The organism is Yersinia sp. SCPM-O-B-9106 (C-191), assembly GCF_026183365.1.
Lineage (GTDB): Bacteria > Pseudomonadota > Gammaproteobacteria > Enterobacterales > Enterobacteriaceae > Yersinia > Yersinia rochesterensis.
The window spans coordinates 1481043-1501099 of sequence record NZ_CP110791.1 but is presented as its reverse complement, the minus strand read 5'-3'; the positions used below and the strand labels follow the sequence as shown (position 1 = coordinate 1501099).

Sequence of the window (20057 nt, the reverse complement as noted above, 5' to 3'; positions counted from 1 at the left end):
ATTAACCGAAGGGAGTTAACGATGTTTCATCGCCTTTACACATTGATTATTAAAGAGTTGCAGTCGCTGCTGCGCGAACCGCAAACCCGGGCGATATTAATCATGCCGGTGATATTGCAGGTGATTTTATTCCCATTCGCCGCCACATTAGAAGTGACCAATGCCACTATCGCCATTTACAGCGAAGACAGCGGTAAGGCGTCAATAGAACTCACTCAGCGCTTTGCTAAAGCCGAAGCATTTTCTCATGTGTTGCTGCTGCACAGCCCACAAGAAATTCAGCCGGTGATTGATAACCAGAAAGCCTTGCTGTTAATTCGTTTTCCTGCGCAATTCAGTGCGGATTTGGCCAATGGCAAAACCACTCAGTTACAGTTGGTTCTGGATGGTCGCAATTCCAACAGCGCCCAAATAGCAGCAAATTACATTCAGCAAATCGTACAAGAATACCAATTAGAATTGACCAAGGGACAAATCAAACCCAATAACAGCGAGCTAGTGATTCGAAATTGGTATAACCCGAACTTGGATTACAAATGGTTTGTGGTGCCATCATTGATAGCGATGATTACAACTATTGGCGTATTGATTGTCACGTCACTGTCAGTCGCACGGGAGCGGGAACAAGGGACACTGGAACAGCTTTTGGTTTCACCACTGACAACCTGGCAGATATTTATCGGCAAAGCCGTTCCGGCCCTGATAGTCGCCACTTTCCAGGCCACTATCGTATTGTTTATCGGCATATTTTTCTACCAAATCCCCTTTGCAGGGTCACTGGCACTGTTTTATGGCACTATGCTGCTCTACGGCTTGTCACTGGTCGGTTTTGGTTTATTAATTTCATCGCTATGTTCAACTCAGCAACAAGCCTTTATTGGCGTATTTGTCTTTATGATGCCCGCAATATTGCTTTCTGGTTATGTCTCTCCGGTAGAGAACATGCCTATTTGGCTGCAAAATATCACGTGGATCAATCCTATCCGCCACTTTACTGATATCACCAAACAGATTTACCTCAAGGATGCCAGCTTCGACATCATTTGGCACAGTTTATGGCCGCTGTTGGTAATAACCGCTACCACGGGGAGCGCGGCCTACGGGATGTTTAGACGAAAAATCGCGTAACACCGCCATTTTCTGTACTCACGAAAAACAAAAAGGACACCAATACGGTGTCCTTTCAAATTTAGAGTTGCGTACGCCGGGCAAGTTTGCCGCGCCGCAGCCCTTAATCAACCAACTTAGCGGCGGTTGCCGAAAATCCGCAACAGCATCAGGAACAGGTTGATGAAATCAAGATACAGGGTCAATGCGCCGACGATGGCATACTTACGGAAACCATCTTTATCATTGGCATCTAACTGCGCGCCCATGTTTTTCAATTTCTGGGTATCGTAAGCCGTCAGGCCAACAAATACCAAAACACCGATGTAAGTCACAGCCCACATCAACGCCGGGCTTTTTAGCCAAATGTTAACCAAAGACGCCAGAATGATACCGATCAGGCCCATAAACAGGATGCTGCCCATACCACTCAAATCACGTTTAGTGGTGTAGCCATAAAGGCTCATAGCACCAAACATCCCGGCACAAATGACAAAAGTGCTGGCGATGGATGCGCCGGTGTACAGTATCAAGATGCTGGAGAGTGTCAGCCCCGTGAGTGCAGAGTACAGCATAAACAGTGAGGTTGCGGCTGATCCACTCAGGCGATTAATCATGCCGGAGATAACAAAAACCAAACCAAGCTGAGCAATAATCAACCCGAAGAACAGGATTTGATTTGACTGCAAAGCAAAAATAATTGAAGGGGTGTTCGCTGCGTACCATGCGACTACCGCTGTTAATAACAGACCACAGGTCATCCAGCCGTATACCTGCGCCATATATGCCTGAATGCCAGAGTTGGCACGTTCGACAATTGAACCATTAGAGCGTGGATAGCGATCCATGGTAGTTACCTTATGCATATAAATAATGATACAGGCCATCAACTGACAGCCCACCGACTCTTTTAGGGTACCACAGAAATAGGGCAAACAAGGGAGTAAAAATAGGTATTTAGGGCCAATCTTTACACGGGTTTACTTACAGTTTACCAGCGCTTAGCTGCGGCATGATCACTGTCGCGTGATTCAACCCAACGTTCGCCATCAGTGGTTGCTTCGCGTTTCCAAAATGGTGCCCGTGTTTTCAGATAGTCCATAATAAACTCAGCAGACTCAAACGCCATGCTGCGATGAGCGCTGGTCACGCCAACAAAGACGATTTCATCTCCGGGGAACAATGGCCCAACCCGATGAATCACTGACACGCGCTGTAAGGGCCAGCGGCTACGTGCTTGAGCAATAATTTCAGCCAGCGCTTTTTCTGTCATGCCAGGGTAATGTTCTAGTGTCAACGCACTGACATTGCTACCCAAATTATGATTACGGACTTTGCCGGTAAAGGTCACCACCGCCCCGTCTTCATCACACTGCGACAACCAAGTGTATTCTTCGCCGACATTAAATGCTGCTGGCCCGACACGAATGCGCGTGTTGTCCATCATTAACCTCCCGTCACCGGTGGGAAGAAAGCCACTTCATCCCCTGCGGCTAAGGGGTGTTGAGCATTGACCAGCGATTGATTCACTGCCGTGAGCAATTTCCCTTCTTCAAGAGCCAACTGCCAGCGGTCACCTCGTTGACACAAGGATTGGCGCAAAGCGTCGACGGTTGAAAACTCAGCCGCCACTTCCAAGCGATCAACCCCCACCAGCTCACGCACCTGAGCAAAAAATAGAATCTGAATCATGGGTTCACCTTAAAATCACCGGATTTCCCGCCACTTTTCGCCAACAGGCGAACCGGGCCAATTATCATGTCCTTTTGTACGGCTTTACACATGTCGTAAATGGTCAGTGCTGCGACGGATGCCGCTGTCAAAGCTTCCATTTCCACCCCAGTTTTACCCGTCAGGCGGCAGCAGGACTCAATGCGAACCCGATTGTGTTCCGGCTGTGCTTCCAACTGAACTTCGACTTTGGTCAGCAATAGCGGGTGGCACAGGGGAATCAATTCCCAGGTTTTTTTTGCGGCTTGAATACCGGCGATCCGTGCGGTGGCAAACACATCGCCTTTATGATGGCTACCATCAATAATCATCGCCAATGTCGCGGCATGCATTTCAACAAAAGCTTCCGCACGCGCTTCACGCACAGTTTCCGCTTTGGCAGAGACATCCACCATATGGGCTTCGCCGGCGGCATTAATGTGAGTCAATTGGGTCATATATAACCTCTGTTCTTAATGTTGCAGCCGATCAGCCACCAATAAATGATAAATTTTGCGTAATGCCGCTATTCCCTTGATGCAAGAAATGAGTTTGCTTCTTGGTTTGCAATGCACTTTGAATGCGCGCCATTAATTCATATTGCTGGTCATCACTGCCTAGCAAATCACGCAGCGAAATACCCTGCTCGCCAAATAAGCATAAATGCAGGTTTCCCAGTGCAGAAACACGCAGACGGTTGCAACTGGCACAGAAGTCTTTCTCATACGGCATGATAAGCCCAATCTCCCCTAAGTAGTCCGGGTGATGGAAGACTTGAGCTGGGCCATCACTGCGCGCGCGCTCTTGCTGTTGCCAGCCTTGCAGGAGTAGTTGCTGACGAATGACATCACCGGAAACATGGTGTTTGCGGAACACATTGCCGCCCTCACCGGTCTCCATCAATTCAATAAATCGCAGTTGAATGGGGCGAGATTTTATCCAGTTAAGGAATGCCCCAAGATTCTTGTCATTAACATCCCGCATCAACACCGCATTGATTTTGACTTTCTCAAAACCCGCATCAAAAGCCGCATCAATACCTTGCATCACTTGATGGAATTTATCTTGCCCGGTGATGGCATGAAATTGTCGAGGGTCGAGGCTATCAACACTGACATTAATCGCCGTCAACCCCGCCTCGCGCCACTGAGCGGCATCACGCGCTAAACGATAACCATTGGTGGTCACCGCCAAAGTGCGGATTGCGGAATTTTGACGAATGGTGGCGATAATATCGGTGAAATCGCGGCGCATGGACGGCTCGCCGCCGGTTAAACGGATCTTTTCAGTTCCTAGCATAGCAAATGCACGGCTGACGCGACTTATTTCGTCAAGGCTCAGGAAACTTTTTAATCCGTCCGGGCGATAGCCATCGGGCAGGCAATATGTGCAGCGAAAATTGCACACATCAGTAATCGATAGGCGCAAATAATAGAATTTGCGCGCAAATGCGTCTGTAAGTTGTACCATAACACCTTTCCAAATACGGGAGATGCAGGCATTTCTACCTCGCACCCTGGTGGCATAAAGCCACGGCCAGAGCATCATATTGTCCATAAAAGCAACAACGTAGACACCAAGGCTAGGAGTTTGCGCTCAGGTGCTGCTTGCTCACAGCTAACTGAACCATGGTTAAAAAGCAAAATTCGTTACAGCGGCTAGCGGCTAAAAACCTTACTTTCTTTACAGATTCTAACGCTAAAACGGCAAGATAGCCAATCGCTGTTTTACGTTATATATTTTTATATACAACGACTTACAATACAAAACCCAAGGTTATTGAGCTTATTTTATTCCGAAGCTAATACTTTGTTTAAAATCACGAAAACCATGGCTTTTATCGCGTTTTGGCAGCAAATCCGTTAACTTATGCAGCAATTTCCCCATTAGCTATGCTTATTACAATATTTAGGCAGGAAAAATATGCGAAATCGCACATTAGCGGATCTCGACCGGGTAGTTGCATTAGGTGGAGGCCATGGGCTGGGGCGGGTGATGTCAGCTCTTTCTTCTTTAGGTTCACGCCTGACCGGTATTGTTACCACCACTGATAATGGGGGTTCGACCGGCCGCATACGCCGATCCGAGGGTGGAATTGCCTGGGGGGATACTCGTAATTGCCTGAATCAATTGATCACTGAACCCAGTGTAGCTTCCGCAATGTTCGAATACCGTTTTACTGGCAATGGTGAGCTAGCGGGCCATAATCTGGGCAATTTAATGCTCAAATCGCTGGACCATCTTAGTATCCGCCCTCTTGAAGCCATTAATCTGGTGCGTAGCTTGCTGAAAATCGATGCCTGGTTGATCCCAATGTCAGAACAGCCCGTCGACTTGATGGCCATCGATGCTGAAGGGCACCCGATTTACGGTGAAGTCAACATTGACCAACTTGCACATATGCCGAAAGATTTGCTGCTATCACCCCATGTCCATGCGACGAAGGAAGCAATTGAAGCTATCAGCCAGGCGGATGTTATCTTAATCGGGCCGGGCAGTTTTTTGACGAGCTTAATGCCACTGTTATTGCTCGATGACCTCACTCAAGCTCTACGGCGCAGCTCTGCCAGTATGATTTATATTGGCAACCTGGGGCGCGAGCTAAGTGTTGCCGCCGCTGAGTTGTCTTTGCACGAAAAGCTGACAATAATGGAAAGTAAGATTGGCAGAAAAATCATTGATGCCGCAATTGTCAGCCCACGCATTGATATCAATGGTGTTAGGGACAGAATCATTGTACAACAGCCCTTGGAAGCCAAAGATATCCCTTATCGCCATGATCGGGAGCTACTGCGCCAAGCACTAGAAACCACCTTACAGCAATTGGGTGGGGCTAATTCTGTGTCAGTGGGCTAGTCCTGTGAGTGACGAAATTTTTCTTCCAAAGCCGCAGTATCATTCATGTGGATATATAGCTCTTCCACTTTAGTGCGCGCCCACGGAGTTCGCCGCAAAAACTTCAAACTAGATTTAATACTCGGTGAGCTGATGAAACAGTTGATCCGAATGCGGTGTGCTAACTCTTCCCAGCCATAGTGCTCGACCAGTTTGGTCAACAGTTGTTCAAGGGTAATGCCGTGTAACGGATCTTTTGATACATGGTCGCTCATCATTTGCCCTGTTTATTTATCTATTAACCCTAAATTTAGCGGCACACCTTACGAGGAATCGAGGTATGCCGCAAGATATTAAGATATAGCGATGAATTGCTGGCGCAACTGGTGTACTTGATCGCGTAATTCTGCCGCCTGTTCGAACTCCAGATTTTGCGCGTGTGTGTACATTTTCGCTTCCAACTCTCGGATTTTTTGGTCAAGCGCTTTCGGTGCCAGAGATTGGTAATCATGGATGTCAGCCACTTTACCGCCCCGCCCTTTCCCTTTACCGCGCAGTGAAGGTTGGCCCAATTGCAAAATATCGCCGACTTTCTTGTTAAGCCCCTGTGGAATAATGCCGCGCTCTTCATTGTAAGTTTGCTGCTTAGCCCGGCGGCGCTGCGTTTCACCAATGGCTTTCTCCATCGAGGCCGTAATTCTGTCACCATAAAGAATTGCTTTACCATTGAGGTTACGTGCTGCACGGCCAATGGTCTGGATTAAGGAGCGCTCGGAGCGCAGGAACCCCTCTTTATCAGCATCAAGGATAGCGACAAGAGAAACCTCCGGCATATCCAGCCCTTCTCGCAGTAAGTTGATCCCCACCAGCACATCAAACTCGCCCAGACGCAAATCGCGAATAATCTCTACGCGCTCAACGGTGTCAATATCCGAATGCAAGTAACGCACCCGCGCACCATGTTCTACCAGATACTCCGTTAAGTCTTCGGCCATCCGCTTAGTCAGCGTGGTCACCAGTACCCGCTCATTAATCGCCGCGCGGATGCGGATCTCTGACAGCAAATCATCCACTTGTGTTGCCACCGGGCGCACTTCAATCAATGGATCGAGCAAGCCGGTTGGGCGCACCACCTGTTCAATAATATCTCCACCGGATTTCTCCAGTTCGTATTTACCGGGAGTGGCAGAGACATAAATGGTTTGCGGCGCCAGCGCCTCAAACTCTTCAAAGCGCATTGGGCGGTTATCCAGTGCCGATGGCAGCCGGAAGCCATATTCCACCAAGGTTTCTTTCCGCGAACGGTCACCTTTGTACATGCCGCCGATTTGCGGGATGGTAACGTGGGATTCATCCACAATCAGCAAACCATCCGCCGGGAGGTAATCAAAGAGGGTTGGCGGCGCTTCACCTGGGCCACGACCAGAAAGATAGCGAGAATAGTTTTCAATGCCGGAGCAGTAGCCCAGTTCATTCATCATTTCGAGATCAAACTGAGTTCGCTGTGTAATCCGCTGTTCTTCAACCAATTTATTGTTGGCTAATAACACCTGACGCCGCTCAGCTAGCTCAATTTTGATGTCTTCCATCGCCTGTAAAATACGCTCCCTCGGGGTAACGTAGTGCGTTTTAGGATAGACAGTAAAACGGGGAACTTCATGCTGTAGTTGGCCGGTGAGCGGATCAAAAATGGACAGTCGCTCAACTTCTTCATCAAATAATTCAACCCGCACCGCCCACTCATCAGATTCCGCTGGGAAGATGTCGATAACCTCGCCACGCACCCGGAAAGTGCCGCGCTGAAACACTTGGTCATTGCGGCTATATTGCAATTCTGACAAGCGCCGTAAAATTGCGCGCTGATCAATTATCATGCCCTTGGTTAGATGCAGCATCATTTTCAGGTATAAGTCGGGATCACCCAAACCATAAATGGCGGAGACCGAGGCCACCACCACCACATCGCGTCGCTCCAGCAGGGCTTTAGTCGCTGACAGCCGCATTTGCTCAATATGCTCGTTTACCGAGGCATCTTTCTCAATAAAGGTATCAGAGCTTGGGACATAGGCTTCGGGCTGATAATAGTCATAGTAGGAGACGAAATATTCCACCGCATTATCGGGGAAAAACTCTTTCATCTCGCCATAAAGCTGTGCCGCCAAGGTTTTGTTGGGCGCTAATACCATAGTGGGCCGATTCAAATCAGCAATAACATTGGCAACCGTAAAGGTTTTGCCCGACCCCGTCACCCCCAACAGCGTCTGATGGGCCAGACCATTTTCCAGCCCCTCCTCCAGTTTACGGATGGCCTCAGGCTGATCACCCGCTGGCTTAAACTCAGAATGTAGTTTGAATAATTTACTCATGAATTTGCTACCCGCCGGAGAAATACACACTGTCAGGAGGCTAATTATGAAAGCCCCATAGATTTTTTCCACTGCTATGATACTGGATATAAAACCAGCTTCAAGCAGCAAAATGCCGAAATAGCTCTCAATGCGATATCCTTTGCATTGTTACAGTGACATGTTGCTAACATTTGCACCCTAAACGTATTTTATCCCCAGCCGTTCACATAAATACATTATTGATAGTCAATTGATTAAAGTTCATCCATATGTATGAACTATATTTTTGAGTGCTTGATTTTAATTAACTAATTGAAATTTAAATAAATTACAAAAAAGCCGAGAATCCGGACAACATGAGCGTAAGCCGCGTCCGCTCTCGCTTGCCATCAGTTTTCTATGGCTAATGCACAAGGTTATCCACAGGAATGGTGGATAACTCATTCAAGCCCATAAGGGCCGCGTGTTGGCGAAAAGCAAAGCTTAGCGATTTAATTGTGACAAACTGGCTTTTTTAGTGTTTTTTTTACATATTTATTTCACCGCATATTTCAATTAGTGCTAATAAATCTATTTGCTAATTCTATAATTTCAGCATCCTACGTGTACAAACTTAACAATCACCTGCGTGACTATATTTTTTGCACCATGTTATGCTTGATAGCACTGCTTAAGTGCAAAAAAATGCCACTCCCCTCCGATCCCTCCCACGGTTTGGGCTATTTGAGTATATCTTCGCGCGCCAAAACTATTTACAGCCCATTAACATACATATTTTAGCTCGCTTCAGCGCAACTTGGCCCAAGAGTTGCTTGATCTTGATAGAGAGATACTCACAACCACTCGTCAAAAAGATGGTTTTTATGCTGTGCTGCCGCTACCCAGTATGCAGATTTGCTGGTTAATCCTCACTAGCCGTTACAGAACACCGGGATACCTGTGAACAACTGAGACTGACTAAGGAGAAGCACTGATGCTGAGTTTAACCGCTGTAAATCAATACTATGGGCAGAATCATATCCTTTGGGATATCAATCTGGAGATTCCTCGCGGCCAATGTACCTGCCTAATTGGCCGCAACGGCGTAGGGAAAACCACGTTAATTAATTGCATCATGGGCCATCTGCCAATTAAAAGTGGCACCATGACCTGGCAGCCTAACCATGAACCACCACAGAATTTGCTACAGCATCCTGTCGAGGAGCGCACCGCGCTGGGTATCGGCTATGTTCCTCAAGGGCAACAGATATTTTCCCAAATGAGTGTCGAGGAGAATATGTTGATAGCCGTGTTGGCTGGCCGCCATCCATCGCGCCATATTCCGGGCTGGGTTTTTGAGTTGTTTCCCCAGCTATATGACAAACGCAGTCTGCGGGGTGGCGAACTGAGCCGCAATCAGCAGCAGCAGTTGGCTATTGCTCGTGCACTGGTGACCGAACCGGAGTTGCTTATCCTTGATGAGCCGGGCAGTGGTGTATTGCCGCCATTACGTGAAGAAATCGGTAATATATTGCACCAACTCAGCAGCAGCTTTGGCATGACAGTATTGTTAGTCGAGCATAGATTGCCGTTTATTCAACATGTTGCGGATAGATTCTGTCTGATGGCGGACGGCAGAAATGTGGCACAAGGGACATTAGATCAGTTGGATGAAAATATGATTATTGAGCATTTAGCCCGTTGATATGGCGCAGGCAAGCTCCGTCAGCAGCATATTGGTGCCAAAAGAAAAAGTGGGCTAATAACCGGTATTAGCCCTTTTCAATACCAACTAACTAAAAATGCGTATTTACCGCGCCACAGCCAGCAAACTTAAATCCAGATAGTCACCCAGATCAGAGCGCGTCGTCGCAGGATTATCAGCCAGATCATCCAAATGAGGAATCACGCCCAATAAGGGGGCGCTGATCATCTGTGTCAGTGTTGCCATGTATTCAGTTTGTCGCCGCCCCGCTGGGATCACTTCATTAGCGACCCAGCCCACCAGACTCAGCCCCGCCTGCTTAATAGCCAAAGCGGTCAACAATGCATGATTAATGCACCCCAATTTTATCCCAACAACCATAATCACCGGCAATCGTTCTTGTTGCACCCAATCAGCAAAAGTGGCTTGTGAAGAAAGTGGCGTAAACCAGCCACCCGCCCCCTCGACCAGTATCCAGTCAGCGGATTGCTCAAGCTGGCGCAACCCTTCAGATAACACAGACAAATGAATCTCTTGCCCTTCACTTACACTGGCAATATGTGGCGAGGTCGCCTCCAGCAATGTCAGCGGGTTCACCTGTGCATAAGACAATACTTGAGTGCTGTTGGCCTGTAATGCCAGCGCATCACTGTTACGCAAACCATCAGCCGTCATCTGGCTGCCCGAGGCCACCGGTTTATAACCGGCAGTGCGATATCCCTCAAGTGCAGCAGCTTGTAATAATGCACAGCTGGCAACTGTCTTTCCGACATCAGTATCTGTGCCGGTGATAAACCAACGTTTAGTCACGATAAATAACCCCATAAACTAAATGGTAACTCAGCGGGTAATAACCGGATTGCCTGTTATAAGCGCACTCTAAGGCCATTAGGCGTTGGCGGCCACTCAACCCAGCCTCACGCCCCTGATGCACATGTGTGGCACCAATGCCCTGTAGCGAACGCATAAGCGCAATGACATTCGGAAATTGTTGCTGATATAACTGCGGTGTCAGAGTGTGTCGGTAATCTTGGCAGGCCGCGCTAATATGTTGAAATGGCAGGAAATCATTCACATGCCGCTTGCCATCAACCTGTTGCCATGCCCGCCCCAACTCATCAAGCGAGCCACTCGCCAGTGTTGAAAACAGAATGACTCCCCCACGGCGTGTAACCCGATACAGTTCAGCCAGCGCCACCGGTAAATCAGCGCACCACTGCACCGCTAAGTTGCTAAAACTGATATCAACTGATTGATCAGAAAGCGGAATATTTTCAATATCAGCAAGAAGATAGTCATCGGCAACCTGGTGTTGGCGGGCGTGCTCCAGCATCCCAGCCGCCAAATCCAATGCAATAACCTGCTTATCGCGCTCGCGCCACAGGCGAGAAAAATGCCCGGTGCCGCAGCCCGCATCCAAGACAGTTCGCCCCGGATGCTGCGCGCCGAGGGCCAGCAAGGTATGGCCGGTTTCCCGCTGTAAATCGGCGGCGGTGTCGTAGCTGCCAGCCGCCCGACTAAAAGCTGCGGCAATCGCCGGTTTATTCACTTTTGATTTATTCACTGTCGGCTGATTCACTGCCCGCTTCTTACCCCATACGGGCGGTGCATTCTCAGTGGCAAACGCCATATAGCACCTCCAGCAGCTGGTCGATATCTTCACTTTGATGAGCCGCACTCAGGGTAATGCGCAATCGGGCACCACCAGGGGGAACTGTCGGCGGGCGAATAGCCGTGACCCACAACCCCGCTGCGCGTAGCTGTTCCGCTAATATCAGGGTCTGCTGATTGTCTCCCACCAAAAGCGGCTGGATGGCGGTTTCAGATGCCCCTAATGGCAGCGGTAAATCTGCCGCGCCGTGACGAAATTGCACAATACGTTGCTGAAGTTGTTGCCGTAAATCATCACCTTGCTGAATACGCAGCAATGCGGCTTGTAACGCACAGGCCTGTGCTGGCGGCATTGCGGTGCTGTAAATCAGGTGACGCGCATATTGCAGTAAATATTCGGCGACAGGTTCCTGACACAATACTGCCGCGCCGCTTAACCCAAACGCCTTGCCAAAAGTGACCACCAATAGCTCGGGTTTCACCCCTTGTAACTGGCAACTGCCCCGCCCCGCGTCACCCCGCACGCCGATACCGTGGGCATCATCCACTAATAACCAGCCCCCTGCCGCCGCAGTGTGTTGGTGTATAGCCGCCAATGGCGCGCTGTCGCCATCCATGCTAAAAACGCCTTCCGTCACCACCAAAGTTTGCCCTGAACACGGCTTATTGAGCAGTTTTTGCAGGGAATCGGGGTGATTATGAGCAAAACGCCGCAGTTGAGCTGGCGAGTGTGCAGCGGCCTCCAGCAAAGAGGCGTGACTGAGTTTATCCGCCAAAATTCGGTCATCGGCGGCAGTTATCGCCGCCAATACCGCCTGATTAGCCGCATAACCGGAGATAAATAACAACGCGCGCGGGTAACCCAGCCAGTCAGCCAATTGCTGTTCCAATTGGGCATGAGGCAAGCTGTAGCCCGTCACATGGCCGGAGCCACCGCTACCCACGCCATAGCGCTGCGCCCCTTGCTGCCAGGCCGCAATCACCGCGGCATCCTGACTCAATCCCAAATAATCATTACTGGAAAAGTTAAGATATTGCCGTGCGCCGGTCTGCAACCAGCGCCCATTAGCGCCGTCATTCATTTGGCGACTGCGATAAGCGGCTGCATCGCGCCGTTGCTGCAAACCCTGCTCTATTTTGTCTTGCCAGCTCATCAGACAGCCGCGTTATAAAATTGAACTGAGTCTTCGGGCGATGAGTCGCCGTGTAATAATTGATCGGCCAAGACTTGCTGCTGTTCACGATCGCCGTGATGAGTTGCCGTCTGTTGTGGATTCAGCCCCAATTTGCGGAACAGTTGTAAATCTTTATCTTCTTCCGGGTTCGGTGTGGTGAGTAATTTGCAGCCGTAGAAAATGGAATTGGCCCCCGCCATAAAGCACATGGCCTGGGTCTGTTCATTCATCTGCTCGCGGCCAGCAGAGAGCCGCACATAGGAGGTGGGCATCATGATGCGGGCAATCGCGATAGTGCGAATGAATTCGAAAGCATCCACATCTTCGTTATTTTCCATTGGGGTGCCTTTCACTTTGACCAGCATGTTGATCGGCACACTTTCCGGCGGTTTCGGCAAATTCGCCAGTTGCACTAATAGCCCGGCGCGGTCACGAACCGTCTCCCCCAGCCCGACAATCCCACCGGAGCAAACCTTGATGCCGGCATCACGCACTTCGCTTAGGGTATCGAGCCGCTCCTGATAACTGCGGGTGGTAATGACACTGCCATAGAACTCCGGCGAGGTATCCAGATTGTGATTGTAATAATCCAACCCGGCATCGGCCAAACGGTGGGCTTGCTGCTTGTCCAAGGTGCCAAGTGTCATGCAGGTTTCCATGCCCATCGCCTTGACACCTTCGACCATTTTTTCCAGATAAGGCATATCGCGTTCATGAGGGTTTTTCCAGGCCGCCCCCATACAGAAACGCGTTGAACCCGCCGCTTTGGCTTTTTTCGCTGACTCCAGCACTTGCTCGACCTGCATTAATCGCTCACTTTCCAGCCCGGTTTTGTAGCGCGAACTTTGTGGGCAATATTTGCAATCTTCCGGGCAAGCACCGGTTTTAATCGACAACAAGGTACTGACCTGAACCTGGCGCGGATCAAAATGCTGACGATGAACAAGTTGTGCTTCAAACAATAAATCCAACAAAGGTTTTTCAAACAGGGCTTGGGCTTGCCCGACTGTCCAGCGAATATAATTTGCCATTACGGCCTCTCTAAGGAAGAGAAAAAAGTGTCGTCAGTGTAAATAAACTCGATATACTGTCAACCATTCTTGCATCAATTTGGTTTACAACAGATCCTCATGACACCTTCTGACCTGGCTTTTGACCAACGCCATATTTGGCACCCCTACACCTCAATGACCGACCCGCTCCCTTGCTATCCAGTGGTGGCGGCTGAGGGCGTTGAGCTACAACTGGCTGATGGTCGGCGGCTGATTGATGGTATGTCGTCATGGTGGGCAGCTATTCATGGATACAACCACCCGGCACTGAATCAGGCGGCACACCAACAGTTGGATAAAATGTCGCATGTGATGTTTGGCGGTATCACCCATCCACCAGCAGTGAAACTCTGCCAACAACTGGTCGCCATGACACCATCGGCGCTGGAATGTGTGTTTTTGGCCGATTCGGGTTCGGTGGCGGTCGAGGTTGCCCTGAAAATGGCATTGCAATACTGGCAAGCAAAAGGGGAGCGGCGGCAGCGGATTTTGACCCTACGCCATGGTTATCATGGCGATACCTTCGGCGCGATGTCAGTGTGTGATCCGCAGAATTCCATGCACAGTTTGTATCAAGGTTATTTAGCTGAAAATCTGTTCGCGACCGCGCCACAATGCCGCTTTGATGAGGAGTGGAACCCAGAAGACATCACGGATTTTGCTGCGATGATAGCAAAACACTCTGGTGAGATTGCGGCGGTGATTTTAGAGCCAATAGTGCAAGGCGCGGGCGGGATGCGGATTTACCACTCCAGCTACCTGCGCGAAGTGAGAGCATTGTGCGATCAGCATAAAATTTTGTTAATTGCCGATGAAATCGCCACCGGTTTTGGCCGCACCGGTAAGCTTTTTGCCTGTGAACACGCACAAATCGTGCCGGACATTCTCTGTCTGGGTAAGGCGCTTACAGGCGGATATTTGACTTTATCGGCCACACTGACCACCCGTAAAGTGGCAGAAACCATCAGTAATGGTGATGCCGGGTGCTTTATGCATGGGCCGACATTTATGGCAAACCCGCTGGCTTGCGCGGTGGCCTCGGCTAGTTTGAATTTATTGGCTGAAAATCACTGGCAACAGCAAGTTTCCGCCATAGAAATACAATTGAAACAAGCACTTTCACCATTAGCAGAGCATAAAGCTGTTGCTGATGTGCGGGTATTAGGGGCCATCGGGGTAGTGGAAATGAAACAGCCGGTTAACGTCGCCCGCCTACAACGCGGCTTTGTCAAACACGGCGTGTGGATCCGGCCCTTTGGCAAGCTGATTTACCTGATGCCGCCTTATATTATTTCGTCGGAGGCATTATCTCGACTGACTGATGCAGTGGCTTCTGCGGTGGACAGTGCCAATTAGAAAAATGACCTTATTGGCGTCATTGTCGCAGTCAGTTTGGATGCGGGCAGCGCACAGTAACCGGAGCGTACAAAAAGTACGTGAGGATTACGAGCACTGCCCAAATTCAAAATGGCAAGTAAAATAGCCTATTTCGCCAAAATACTGACCCACATCGGGCCTTTCCCGACCGGATAGCGATTTAGCGTGGTCAGCTCGCCGCTGTTCTGGTCAATACGATACACGGCAATATGATCAGATTTCTGACCAGAAGAGATCAAGAACTGGCCGCTGTGGTCAATATTGAAACCGCGCGGCTGTGCTTCAGTCGGATGATGCCCGACCAAGGCAATTTCTCGCCCATCTTCAGAAACACTGAAAATCCCCAACAAACTGGCGGTACGGTCACTAATATACAAATGACGGCCATTTGGCGTGATATGAATATCAGCTGCCCAACGGGTATCACTAAAACCAACCGGCATGGCATCCAGTGTTTGAATAATCTTATATTCTTGTCCGTTATTACTGATTTGGTATACATCAACCGAGCTATTCAGCTCATTCACACAATAAGCCACCTGCTGATTAGGGTGGAAAGCCATGTGACGCGGGCCAGCGCCAGCGGTAACTGTCACACTCGCCTGTGCGTGTGGTGTTAATTTGCCCGCAGCACTCAAATCAAATAAACGCACTTTGTCTTCTTTCAGACAAGGCACCAACAGGATTTGATTGGTCGGGTCAATATTTGCCGAGTGCGGCGCAGGTAAGTCATCAAGCTGCTGAATGGGTGCCTGTACCACACCATGCTCATCAATGGGGCTGATACTGACACAGTTGAAACTGTAAGAAGCAGAGAACAAGAAACGGCCTTGTAAATCCGTACCAATATGAGTTGGGCTGCCCGGCAGTGGCGCCATACCGGCGGCGGTCAAGGTGCCATCGTCGCCAATATTGTAGCTAACAATACCAAAGTCAGGGCGAACTCCAACATACAGATGGCGCTGGTTGGGGTTGATTGTCATCGGCTGCACCTGGCCCGGTACTTCCACCGTTTGCAGTAAAGTTAATGCACCAGAGGAATCTAATTGCCAGACATGAATCTGTTGACTGTCTGGGCTTGCCACGTAAACCACTTGCTTCATCTTTACTCCTTAGTCGAACCTGTTGGGCAATGCTATTAACATATTATTTATACCCTAGATAATACAACAGTCCGCCGTCGCGCGGCTCAAAACTTATCCCGCTTATTTTTAACCGATTATGCCCCCCACTCCCAAGCCAGGTTTAATCAGCCTGCTATCCGGTGTACCATCAGAAAATACTATCCAAACATATTATTTATATACTTTTTAATAAAACCGGGGCTGCCATGACATACCGTATTATTGCATTGGATCTGGATGGAACACTTCTCGACAGCAAGAAACGCATTTTGCCAGAATCTTTATCCGCACTGGCCCAAGCACGGGCTGAAGGTGTGAAAGTGGTGGTGGTCACTGGCCGCCATCATGTGGCGATTCACCCGTTTTATCAGGCTTTAGCACTAGACACCCCCGCAATTTGCTGTAATGGCACCTATATTTATGATTATAAAGCCAAAAAAGTTTTGGATTCCAATCCATTACAACCCCAGCAGGCGGTTCAGGTATTACAATTGCTGGAACAAAGTGATATCCACGGGTTGATGTATGTCGATGACGCTATGCTCTATCAGCAAACCAGCGGGCATGTGGTTCGTTCCCTGAGTTGGGCCGAGTCATTGCCGGTTGCCCAGCGCCCAACACTGCTGCATGTCGAGAGCTTATTAGATGCTGCCCATAGCGCCAATGCTATCTGGAAATTTGCAACTTCCCATGCCGATATTGAGCAATTAAAAGCATTCGCCAACAAAGTAGAAAATGACATGGGGCTGGCGTGTGAATGGTCGTGGCATGACCAGGTGGATATTGCGCAAGCCGGTAATAGCAAAGGGATGCGCCTGCAACAATGGGTTGAATCTCAAGGTTTGAGCATGAAAGATGTGGTGGCTTTTGGCGATAACTTTAATGATTTAAGCATGCTTGAGACCGCCGGTTTGGGTGTGGCGATGGGCAATAGCGCCGATGCCATCAAACAACGGGCTGATTTGGTGATTGCCGATAACGAACAGCCGGGTATTGCCGCCGTTATCCGCCAGCATGTATTGGCTTAATCATTAAGTCTAAAGACTAAAAAAGCGCCTTGATGATGGGCGCTTTTTTATTTCTTTCATTATCAGTATGTTGAGCTTAATTTTTGCGATTAAACGACACACTTTTTATCTGTGCGTAAACCCACTGACCGGGCTTCAGCCCCAGCTCATCCCGCGCCCATGGTGTAATTCTGGCCCATAACCATTGGTCGCTAACGGCCAGTTTGACATCAATCTGCCCATCAACTTCAAGACATTCGGCTATTTTTACCGGCAAGATATTACGAATACTGCTGTTTTGCGGTGGCTGCAAGACTAATGAAACATCGGCCGCATTAATCCGGATACGCATTGAGTCGCCCTCTTGCGCCTCCAGCTTGCCGACCCACAACCGCTGGTCGCCTAATGCCAATGCCGTCATTGCATAGCGGTCATGATGACCAATGACACTCACCCGCAATATGCTGCTCGGCTCTTCCCGTTGCAGCCATGGGCGCAGTGCGCTACTGGCCCACACTTCCTCCAATCCACCTACCGCCCGAACTTTACCGGCATCCATCACCATCACTTGATCCGCCAGACGCAAAATCTCATCCATACTATGGCTGACATACAATATCGGCGTATTGACGTCTTGCGCCAAGCGCTCCAAATACGGCAATAGCTCACGTTTACGCGGCAAATCCAGCGAAGCCAAGGGTTCATCCATCAGCAGTAGCTCAGGGGCGGTCAGTAATGCACGGCCAATGGCCACCCGCTGTTTTTCGCCACCAGACAGGGTGAGTGGGAAGCGGCCTAATAACGCCTCGATACCCAGCAAACCGACAATGGTATCAAACTGCCCGCGCATGGACGGGCTCATGCCGTATTGCAAATTGCCCATCACGCGATAATGGGGGAATAAGCGGGCATCCTGAAAGACATACCCCACACGGCGTTTTTCCGGCGGCAGATAAATCCGCTGTTCTGTATCCACTAATACCCGGCCATTGAGCACAACTTTGCCTTGCTGCGGGCGGGTTAGGCCGCCAATCACATTGATCAATGAGGTTTTGCCGGCTCCCGACAAACCAAAAATAGCCGTAATCCCTTGCGCCGGTAAATTAGTGGAAACTTGCAGATTCAAATCACCCAATTGTTGAGTGAAATCCAGTTCTAGCATGGTGCCCCCATGCGTTTTTTACCCCAACGAGCCAACCATTCCGACAGCAACAGAGAAACCAGCGACAGAATAATGGCGATAATACACAGCCGCGCAGCCGCAGCTTCAGCACCGGGTGTTTCAATTAAGGTGTACATTGCCAATGGAATGGTGCGGGTTTCGCCGGGGATATTGGAAACAAAGGTGATGGTCGCGCCAAACTCCCCCAGTGAACGGGCAAAAGACAATACTGTGCCAGCAATGACGCCCGGTAAAGATAGCGGCAGTGTAATGGTGAAAAACACCCGCCACGGATTTGCCCCAAGGGTACGTGCAGCCAGTTCCAGGCGGGTATCGACCGCTTCCAGCGCCAGTCGGATGGCCCTGACCATCAACGGGAAAGCGACCACCGCCGAGGCCAACGCCGCACCGCGCCAACTGAAACTGAAATTGATGCCAAACCAGCTATAGAGCCATTCGCCAATAAAACCGCGCCGACCCATGCTTATCAACAGCAAATAACCAATCACCACTGGCGGTAGCACCAGTGGCAAGTGAATCACGCTGTCTAACAAGGACTTACCGGGAAAGCGGCAGCGCACTAAAATCCATGCCATTAAAATACCTAATGGCAAACTGAACACCACGGCAACACCAGACACCTTCAGGCTCAGAATGATGGCCTGCCACTCATACTCGCTCAATATCATTAGCGTGTAGTAAATCCATATTTTTCGAAAATAACTGCCGCTACTGGGCTTTTCAGGTAATCATAAAAAGCTGTAACGGTAGGATTTTCATGACCTTTGACAATCGCCATTGGGTATTCAACCGGCTTATGACTCGCTGCCGGGAATACCCCCACAACTTTCACTTTATCGCTGGCAATAGCATCTGAACCATAGACGATACCCAGTGGCGCTTCGGCCCGTTCGACCAGTGCCATAGCACTGCGGACATTATTGGCCCGCGCCATTTCTGGGGCTAAAGTTGACCAGGCACCTAAATTCTCCAGTGACTCTTTGGCATAAATCCCAGCAGGAACATGATCAGGATCGCCGACAGCCAGGCGGCCGCCCTCTAACAATTTCTTCCAATCGGTTTTTTTATCAATCTCGACTTTATCAATTTTGCTGTCTTTTGGCGCGATCAAAACCAGCTCATTACCTAACAAGGTATAGCGGGTGTTAGCCACCATTTGTTGTTTATCAATGACATAATCCATCCATTGCTGGTCAGCAGAAATAAACAAATCCGCCGGTGCGCCCTGTTCAATCTGGCGTGCCAGAGTCGAAGAGGATGCATAAGAAGCCACGACATCAACTTGCTTCTCTTTTTTATACTGTGCCGCAATGTCTTGCAGCGCATTGGTCAAAGAGGCAGCAGCAAAAACTGTCATGTCAGCCGCCATGGCCGAACTGGAAAATGCCGCTAACAGTGCTGCACTCGCGACCCATTTATTCACTTTACCGTATTGATTCTTCATCTTATTCTCCACATGAGTGATATCGTTATATACATTGAAATATAACGCAACACTCCGGGCAGGTCATTCAGTTTATCGGCAAGATGTGAGGTAACTTGAGTTGTCGCAAGATAGCGCAAGAAATGTAGCAAAAGATAAAAACGAAAATGCCCGGCGTTCGTCCGCCAGGCATTTATAAGATGGATACCAACACGTCAAAAAATTTTAATGACTTTAGATTAAGCGCGTTCTTTCTTATTACTGCTTTTGGAGATGATGTTAAATACCTCACCCAGCCCATAGATCAGGCCCAAAATCACTGCCATCACTACTGGGACCATGACCACAGCAAAGAGCAGACTTTTCAATAGATCTAACATATCAACCTCTCATGACCACTTTATAGCGCGATAAACCACGT

21 protein-coding genes and 1 riboswitch are annotated in these 20057 nt (G+C 49.3%); of the genes, 5 read left to right on the top strand and 16 right to left on the bottom strand.

The features are described 5' to 3' along the window. Positions 1–21 precede the first annotated feature (21 nt). Complete coding sequence (locus OP863_RS06905; protein WP_038634538.1) at positions 22–1128, top strand: ABC transporter permease; 1107 nt, start codon at positions 22–24, stop codon at positions 1126–1128. A gap of 116 nt (positions 1129–1244) precedes the next feature. On the opposite strand, the gene OP863_RS06900 is transcribed toward OP863_RS06905, so the two are convergent. The 5 genes from OP863_RS06900 to moaA form a co-directional block, all read right to left on the bottom strand. Continuing rightward, positions 1245–1955: a Bax inhibitor-1 family protein gene (locus tag OP863_RS06900; protein WP_038639638.1), complete on the bottom strand. Its 711-nt coding sequence runs from the start codon at positions 1953–1955 to the stop codon at positions 1245–1247. Positions 1956–2098: 143 nt separating this feature from the next. Then, complete coding sequence (gene moaE, locus OP863_RS06895; protein ID WP_038639641.1) at positions 2099–2551, bottom strand: molybdopterin synthase catalytic subunit MoaE; 453 nt, start codon at positions 2549–2551, stop codon at positions 2099–2101. A 2-nt stretch (positions 2552–2553) separates the two neighbouring features. Then, positions 2554–2799 (bottom strand): molybdopterin synthase sulfur carrier subunit, encoded by a 246-nt coding sequence (gene moaD, locus OP863_RS06890; protein ID WP_038634541.1) that lies wholly within the window; start codon positions 2797–2799, stop codon positions 2554–2556. Then, the gene (gene moaC, locus OP863_RS06885; RefSeq protein ID WP_265526012.1) at positions 2796–3275 is read right to left on the bottom strand and encodes a cyclic pyranopterin monophosphate synthase MoaC; all 480 of its coding nucleotides are present in this window, start codon (positions 3273–3275) and stop codon (positions 2796–2798) included. Before moaC ends, moaD begins: the two co-directional genes overlap by 4 nt. A gap of 31 nt (positions 3276–3306) precedes the next feature. After that, a complete protein-coding gene (gene moaA, locus OP863_RS06880) occupies positions 3307–4287 on the bottom strand; it encodes a GTP 3',8-cyclase MoaA (RefSeq protein ID WP_050291430.1) in 981 nt (326 codons plus the stop codon). Further along, positions 4274–4418, bottom strand: a riboswitch (molybdenum cofactor riboswitch). It overlaps the preceding gene by 14 nt. 322 nt (positions 4419–4740) lie before the next feature. On the opposite strand from moaA, the gene yvcK reads away from it, so the two are divergent. Next, positions 4741–5673, top strand: a complete 933-nt coding sequence (yvcK, locus tag OP863_RS06875) for a uridine diphosphate-N-acetylglucosamine-binding protein YvcK (protein ID WP_038634551.1) — start codon at positions 4741–4743, stop codon at positions 5671–5673. Here the strand turns inward: yvcK and OP863_RS06870 are convergent. Together OP863_RS06870 and uvrB are read right to left on the bottom strand one after the other, a co-directional pair. Next, positions 5670–5927 (bottom strand): VF530 family DNA-binding protein, encoded by a 258-nt coding sequence (locus tag OP863_RS06870; protein WP_038634553.1) that lies wholly within the window; start codon positions 5925–5927, stop codon positions 5670–5672. The two genes, yvcK and OP863_RS06870, sit on opposite strands and share 4 nt — an antisense overlap. Before the next feature lie 78 nt (positions 5928–6005). Next, positions 6006–8018 carry an excinuclease ABC subunit UvrB gene (gene uvrB / locus OP863_RS06865; protein WP_145589174.1) on the bottom strand — a complete coding sequence of 671 codons (2013 nt, stop codon included), beginning with the start codon at positions 8016–8018 and terminating at the stop codon, positions 6006–6008. 955 nt (positions 8019–8973) lie between these two features. Here uvrB and OP863_RS06860 point away from each other — a divergent pair. Further along, the gene (locus OP863_RS06860) at positions 8974–9684 is read left to right on the top strand and encodes an ABC transporter ATP-binding protein (RefSeq protein WP_145589173.1); all 711 of its coding nucleotides are present in this window, start codon (positions 8974–8976) and stop codon (positions 9682–9684) included. A 105-nt stretch (positions 9685–9789) separates the two neighbouring features. On the opposite strand, the gene bioD is transcribed toward OP863_RS06860, so the two are convergent. The 4 genes from bioD to bioB are packed head-to-tail and all read right to left on the bottom strand — an operon-like array spanning position 9790 to position 13501. Then, entirely contained in the window at positions 9790–10494 is a 705-nt protein-coding gene (bioD, locus tag OP863_RS06855; protein ID WP_145589172.1) for a dethiobiotin synthase, read from the bottom strand. Further along, on the bottom strand, positions 10487–11314 hold the full coding sequence (gene bioC, locus OP863_RS06850; RefSeq protein ID WP_265526011.1) for a malonyl-ACP O-methyltransferase BioC: 828 nt from the start codon (positions 11312–11314) through the stop codon (positions 10487–10489). Before bioC ends, bioD begins: the two co-directional genes overlap by 8 nt. Then, positions 11298–12449, bottom strand: a complete 1152-nt coding sequence (bioF, locus tag OP863_RS06845; RefSeq protein ID WP_265526010.1) for an 8-amino-7-oxononanoate synthase — start codon at positions 12447–12449, stop codon at positions 11298–11300. Before bioF ends, bioC begins: the two co-directional genes overlap by 17 nt. Then, on the bottom strand, positions 12449–13501 hold the full coding sequence (gene bioB / locus OP863_RS06840; protein ID WP_145591964.1) for a biotin synthase BioB: 1053 nt from the start codon (positions 13499–13501) through the stop codon (positions 12449–12451). The genes bioF and bioB overlap by 1 nt, the downstream gene beginning before the upstream one ends. 99 nt (positions 13502–13600) lie before the next feature. Here bioB and bioA point away from each other — a divergent pair, with 99 nt between their 5' ends. Continuing rightward, positions 13601–14878: an adenosylmethionine--8-amino-7-oxononanoate transaminase gene (gene bioA / locus OP863_RS06835; RefSeq protein WP_265526009.1), complete on the top strand. Its 1278-nt coding sequence runs from the start codon at positions 13601–13603 to the stop codon at positions 14876–14878. Positions 14879–15006: 128 nt separating this feature from the next. On the opposite strand, the gene pgl is transcribed toward bioA, so the two are convergent. Continuing rightward, positions 15007–16002 (bottom strand): 6-phosphogluconolactonase, encoded by a 996-nt coding sequence (pgl, locus tag OP863_RS06830; RefSeq protein WP_038634574.1) that lies wholly within the window; start codon positions 16000–16002, stop codon positions 15007–15009. 227 nt (positions 16003–16229) lie between these two features. On the opposite strand from pgl, the gene OP863_RS06825 reads away from it, so the two are divergent. Beyond that, positions 16230–17051 (top strand): pyridoxal phosphatase, encoded by an 822-nt coding sequence (locus OP863_RS06825; RefSeq protein ID WP_038634576.1) that lies wholly within the window; start codon positions 16230–16232, stop codon positions 17049–17051. Positions 17052–17127: 76 nt separating this feature from the next. Here OP863_RS06825 and modC read toward each other — a convergent pair whose 3' ends face one another. The 4 genes from modC to OP863_RS06805 form a co-directional block, all read right to left on the bottom strand. After that, the gene (gene modC, locus OP863_RS06820; RefSeq protein ID WP_265526008.1) at positions 17128–18192 is read right to left on the bottom strand and encodes a molybdenum ABC transporter ATP-binding protein ModC; all 1065 of its coding nucleotides are present in this window, start codon (positions 18190–18192) and stop codon (positions 17128–17130) included. Beyond that, complete coding sequence (gene modB, locus OP863_RS06815) at positions 18186–18881, bottom strand: molybdate ABC transporter permease subunit (RefSeq protein ID WP_038634579.1); 696 nt, start codon at positions 18879–18881, stop codon at positions 18186–18188. The genes modC and modB overlap by 7 nt, the downstream gene beginning before the upstream one ends. Then, positions 18881–19657, bottom strand: a complete 777-nt coding sequence (gene modA / locus OP863_RS06810) for a molybdate ABC transporter substrate-binding protein (protein ID WP_145589168.1) — start codon at positions 19655–19657, stop codon at positions 18881–18883. The genes modB and modA overlap by 1 nt, the downstream gene beginning before the upstream one ends. 218 nt (positions 19658–19875) lie before the next feature. Beyond that, complete coding sequence (locus OP863_RS06805; protein ID WP_038634585.1) at positions 19876–20016, bottom strand: AcrZ family multidrug efflux pump-associated protein; 141 nt, start codon at positions 20014–20016, stop codon at positions 19876–19878. Positions 20017–20057: the final 41 nt, after the last annotated feature.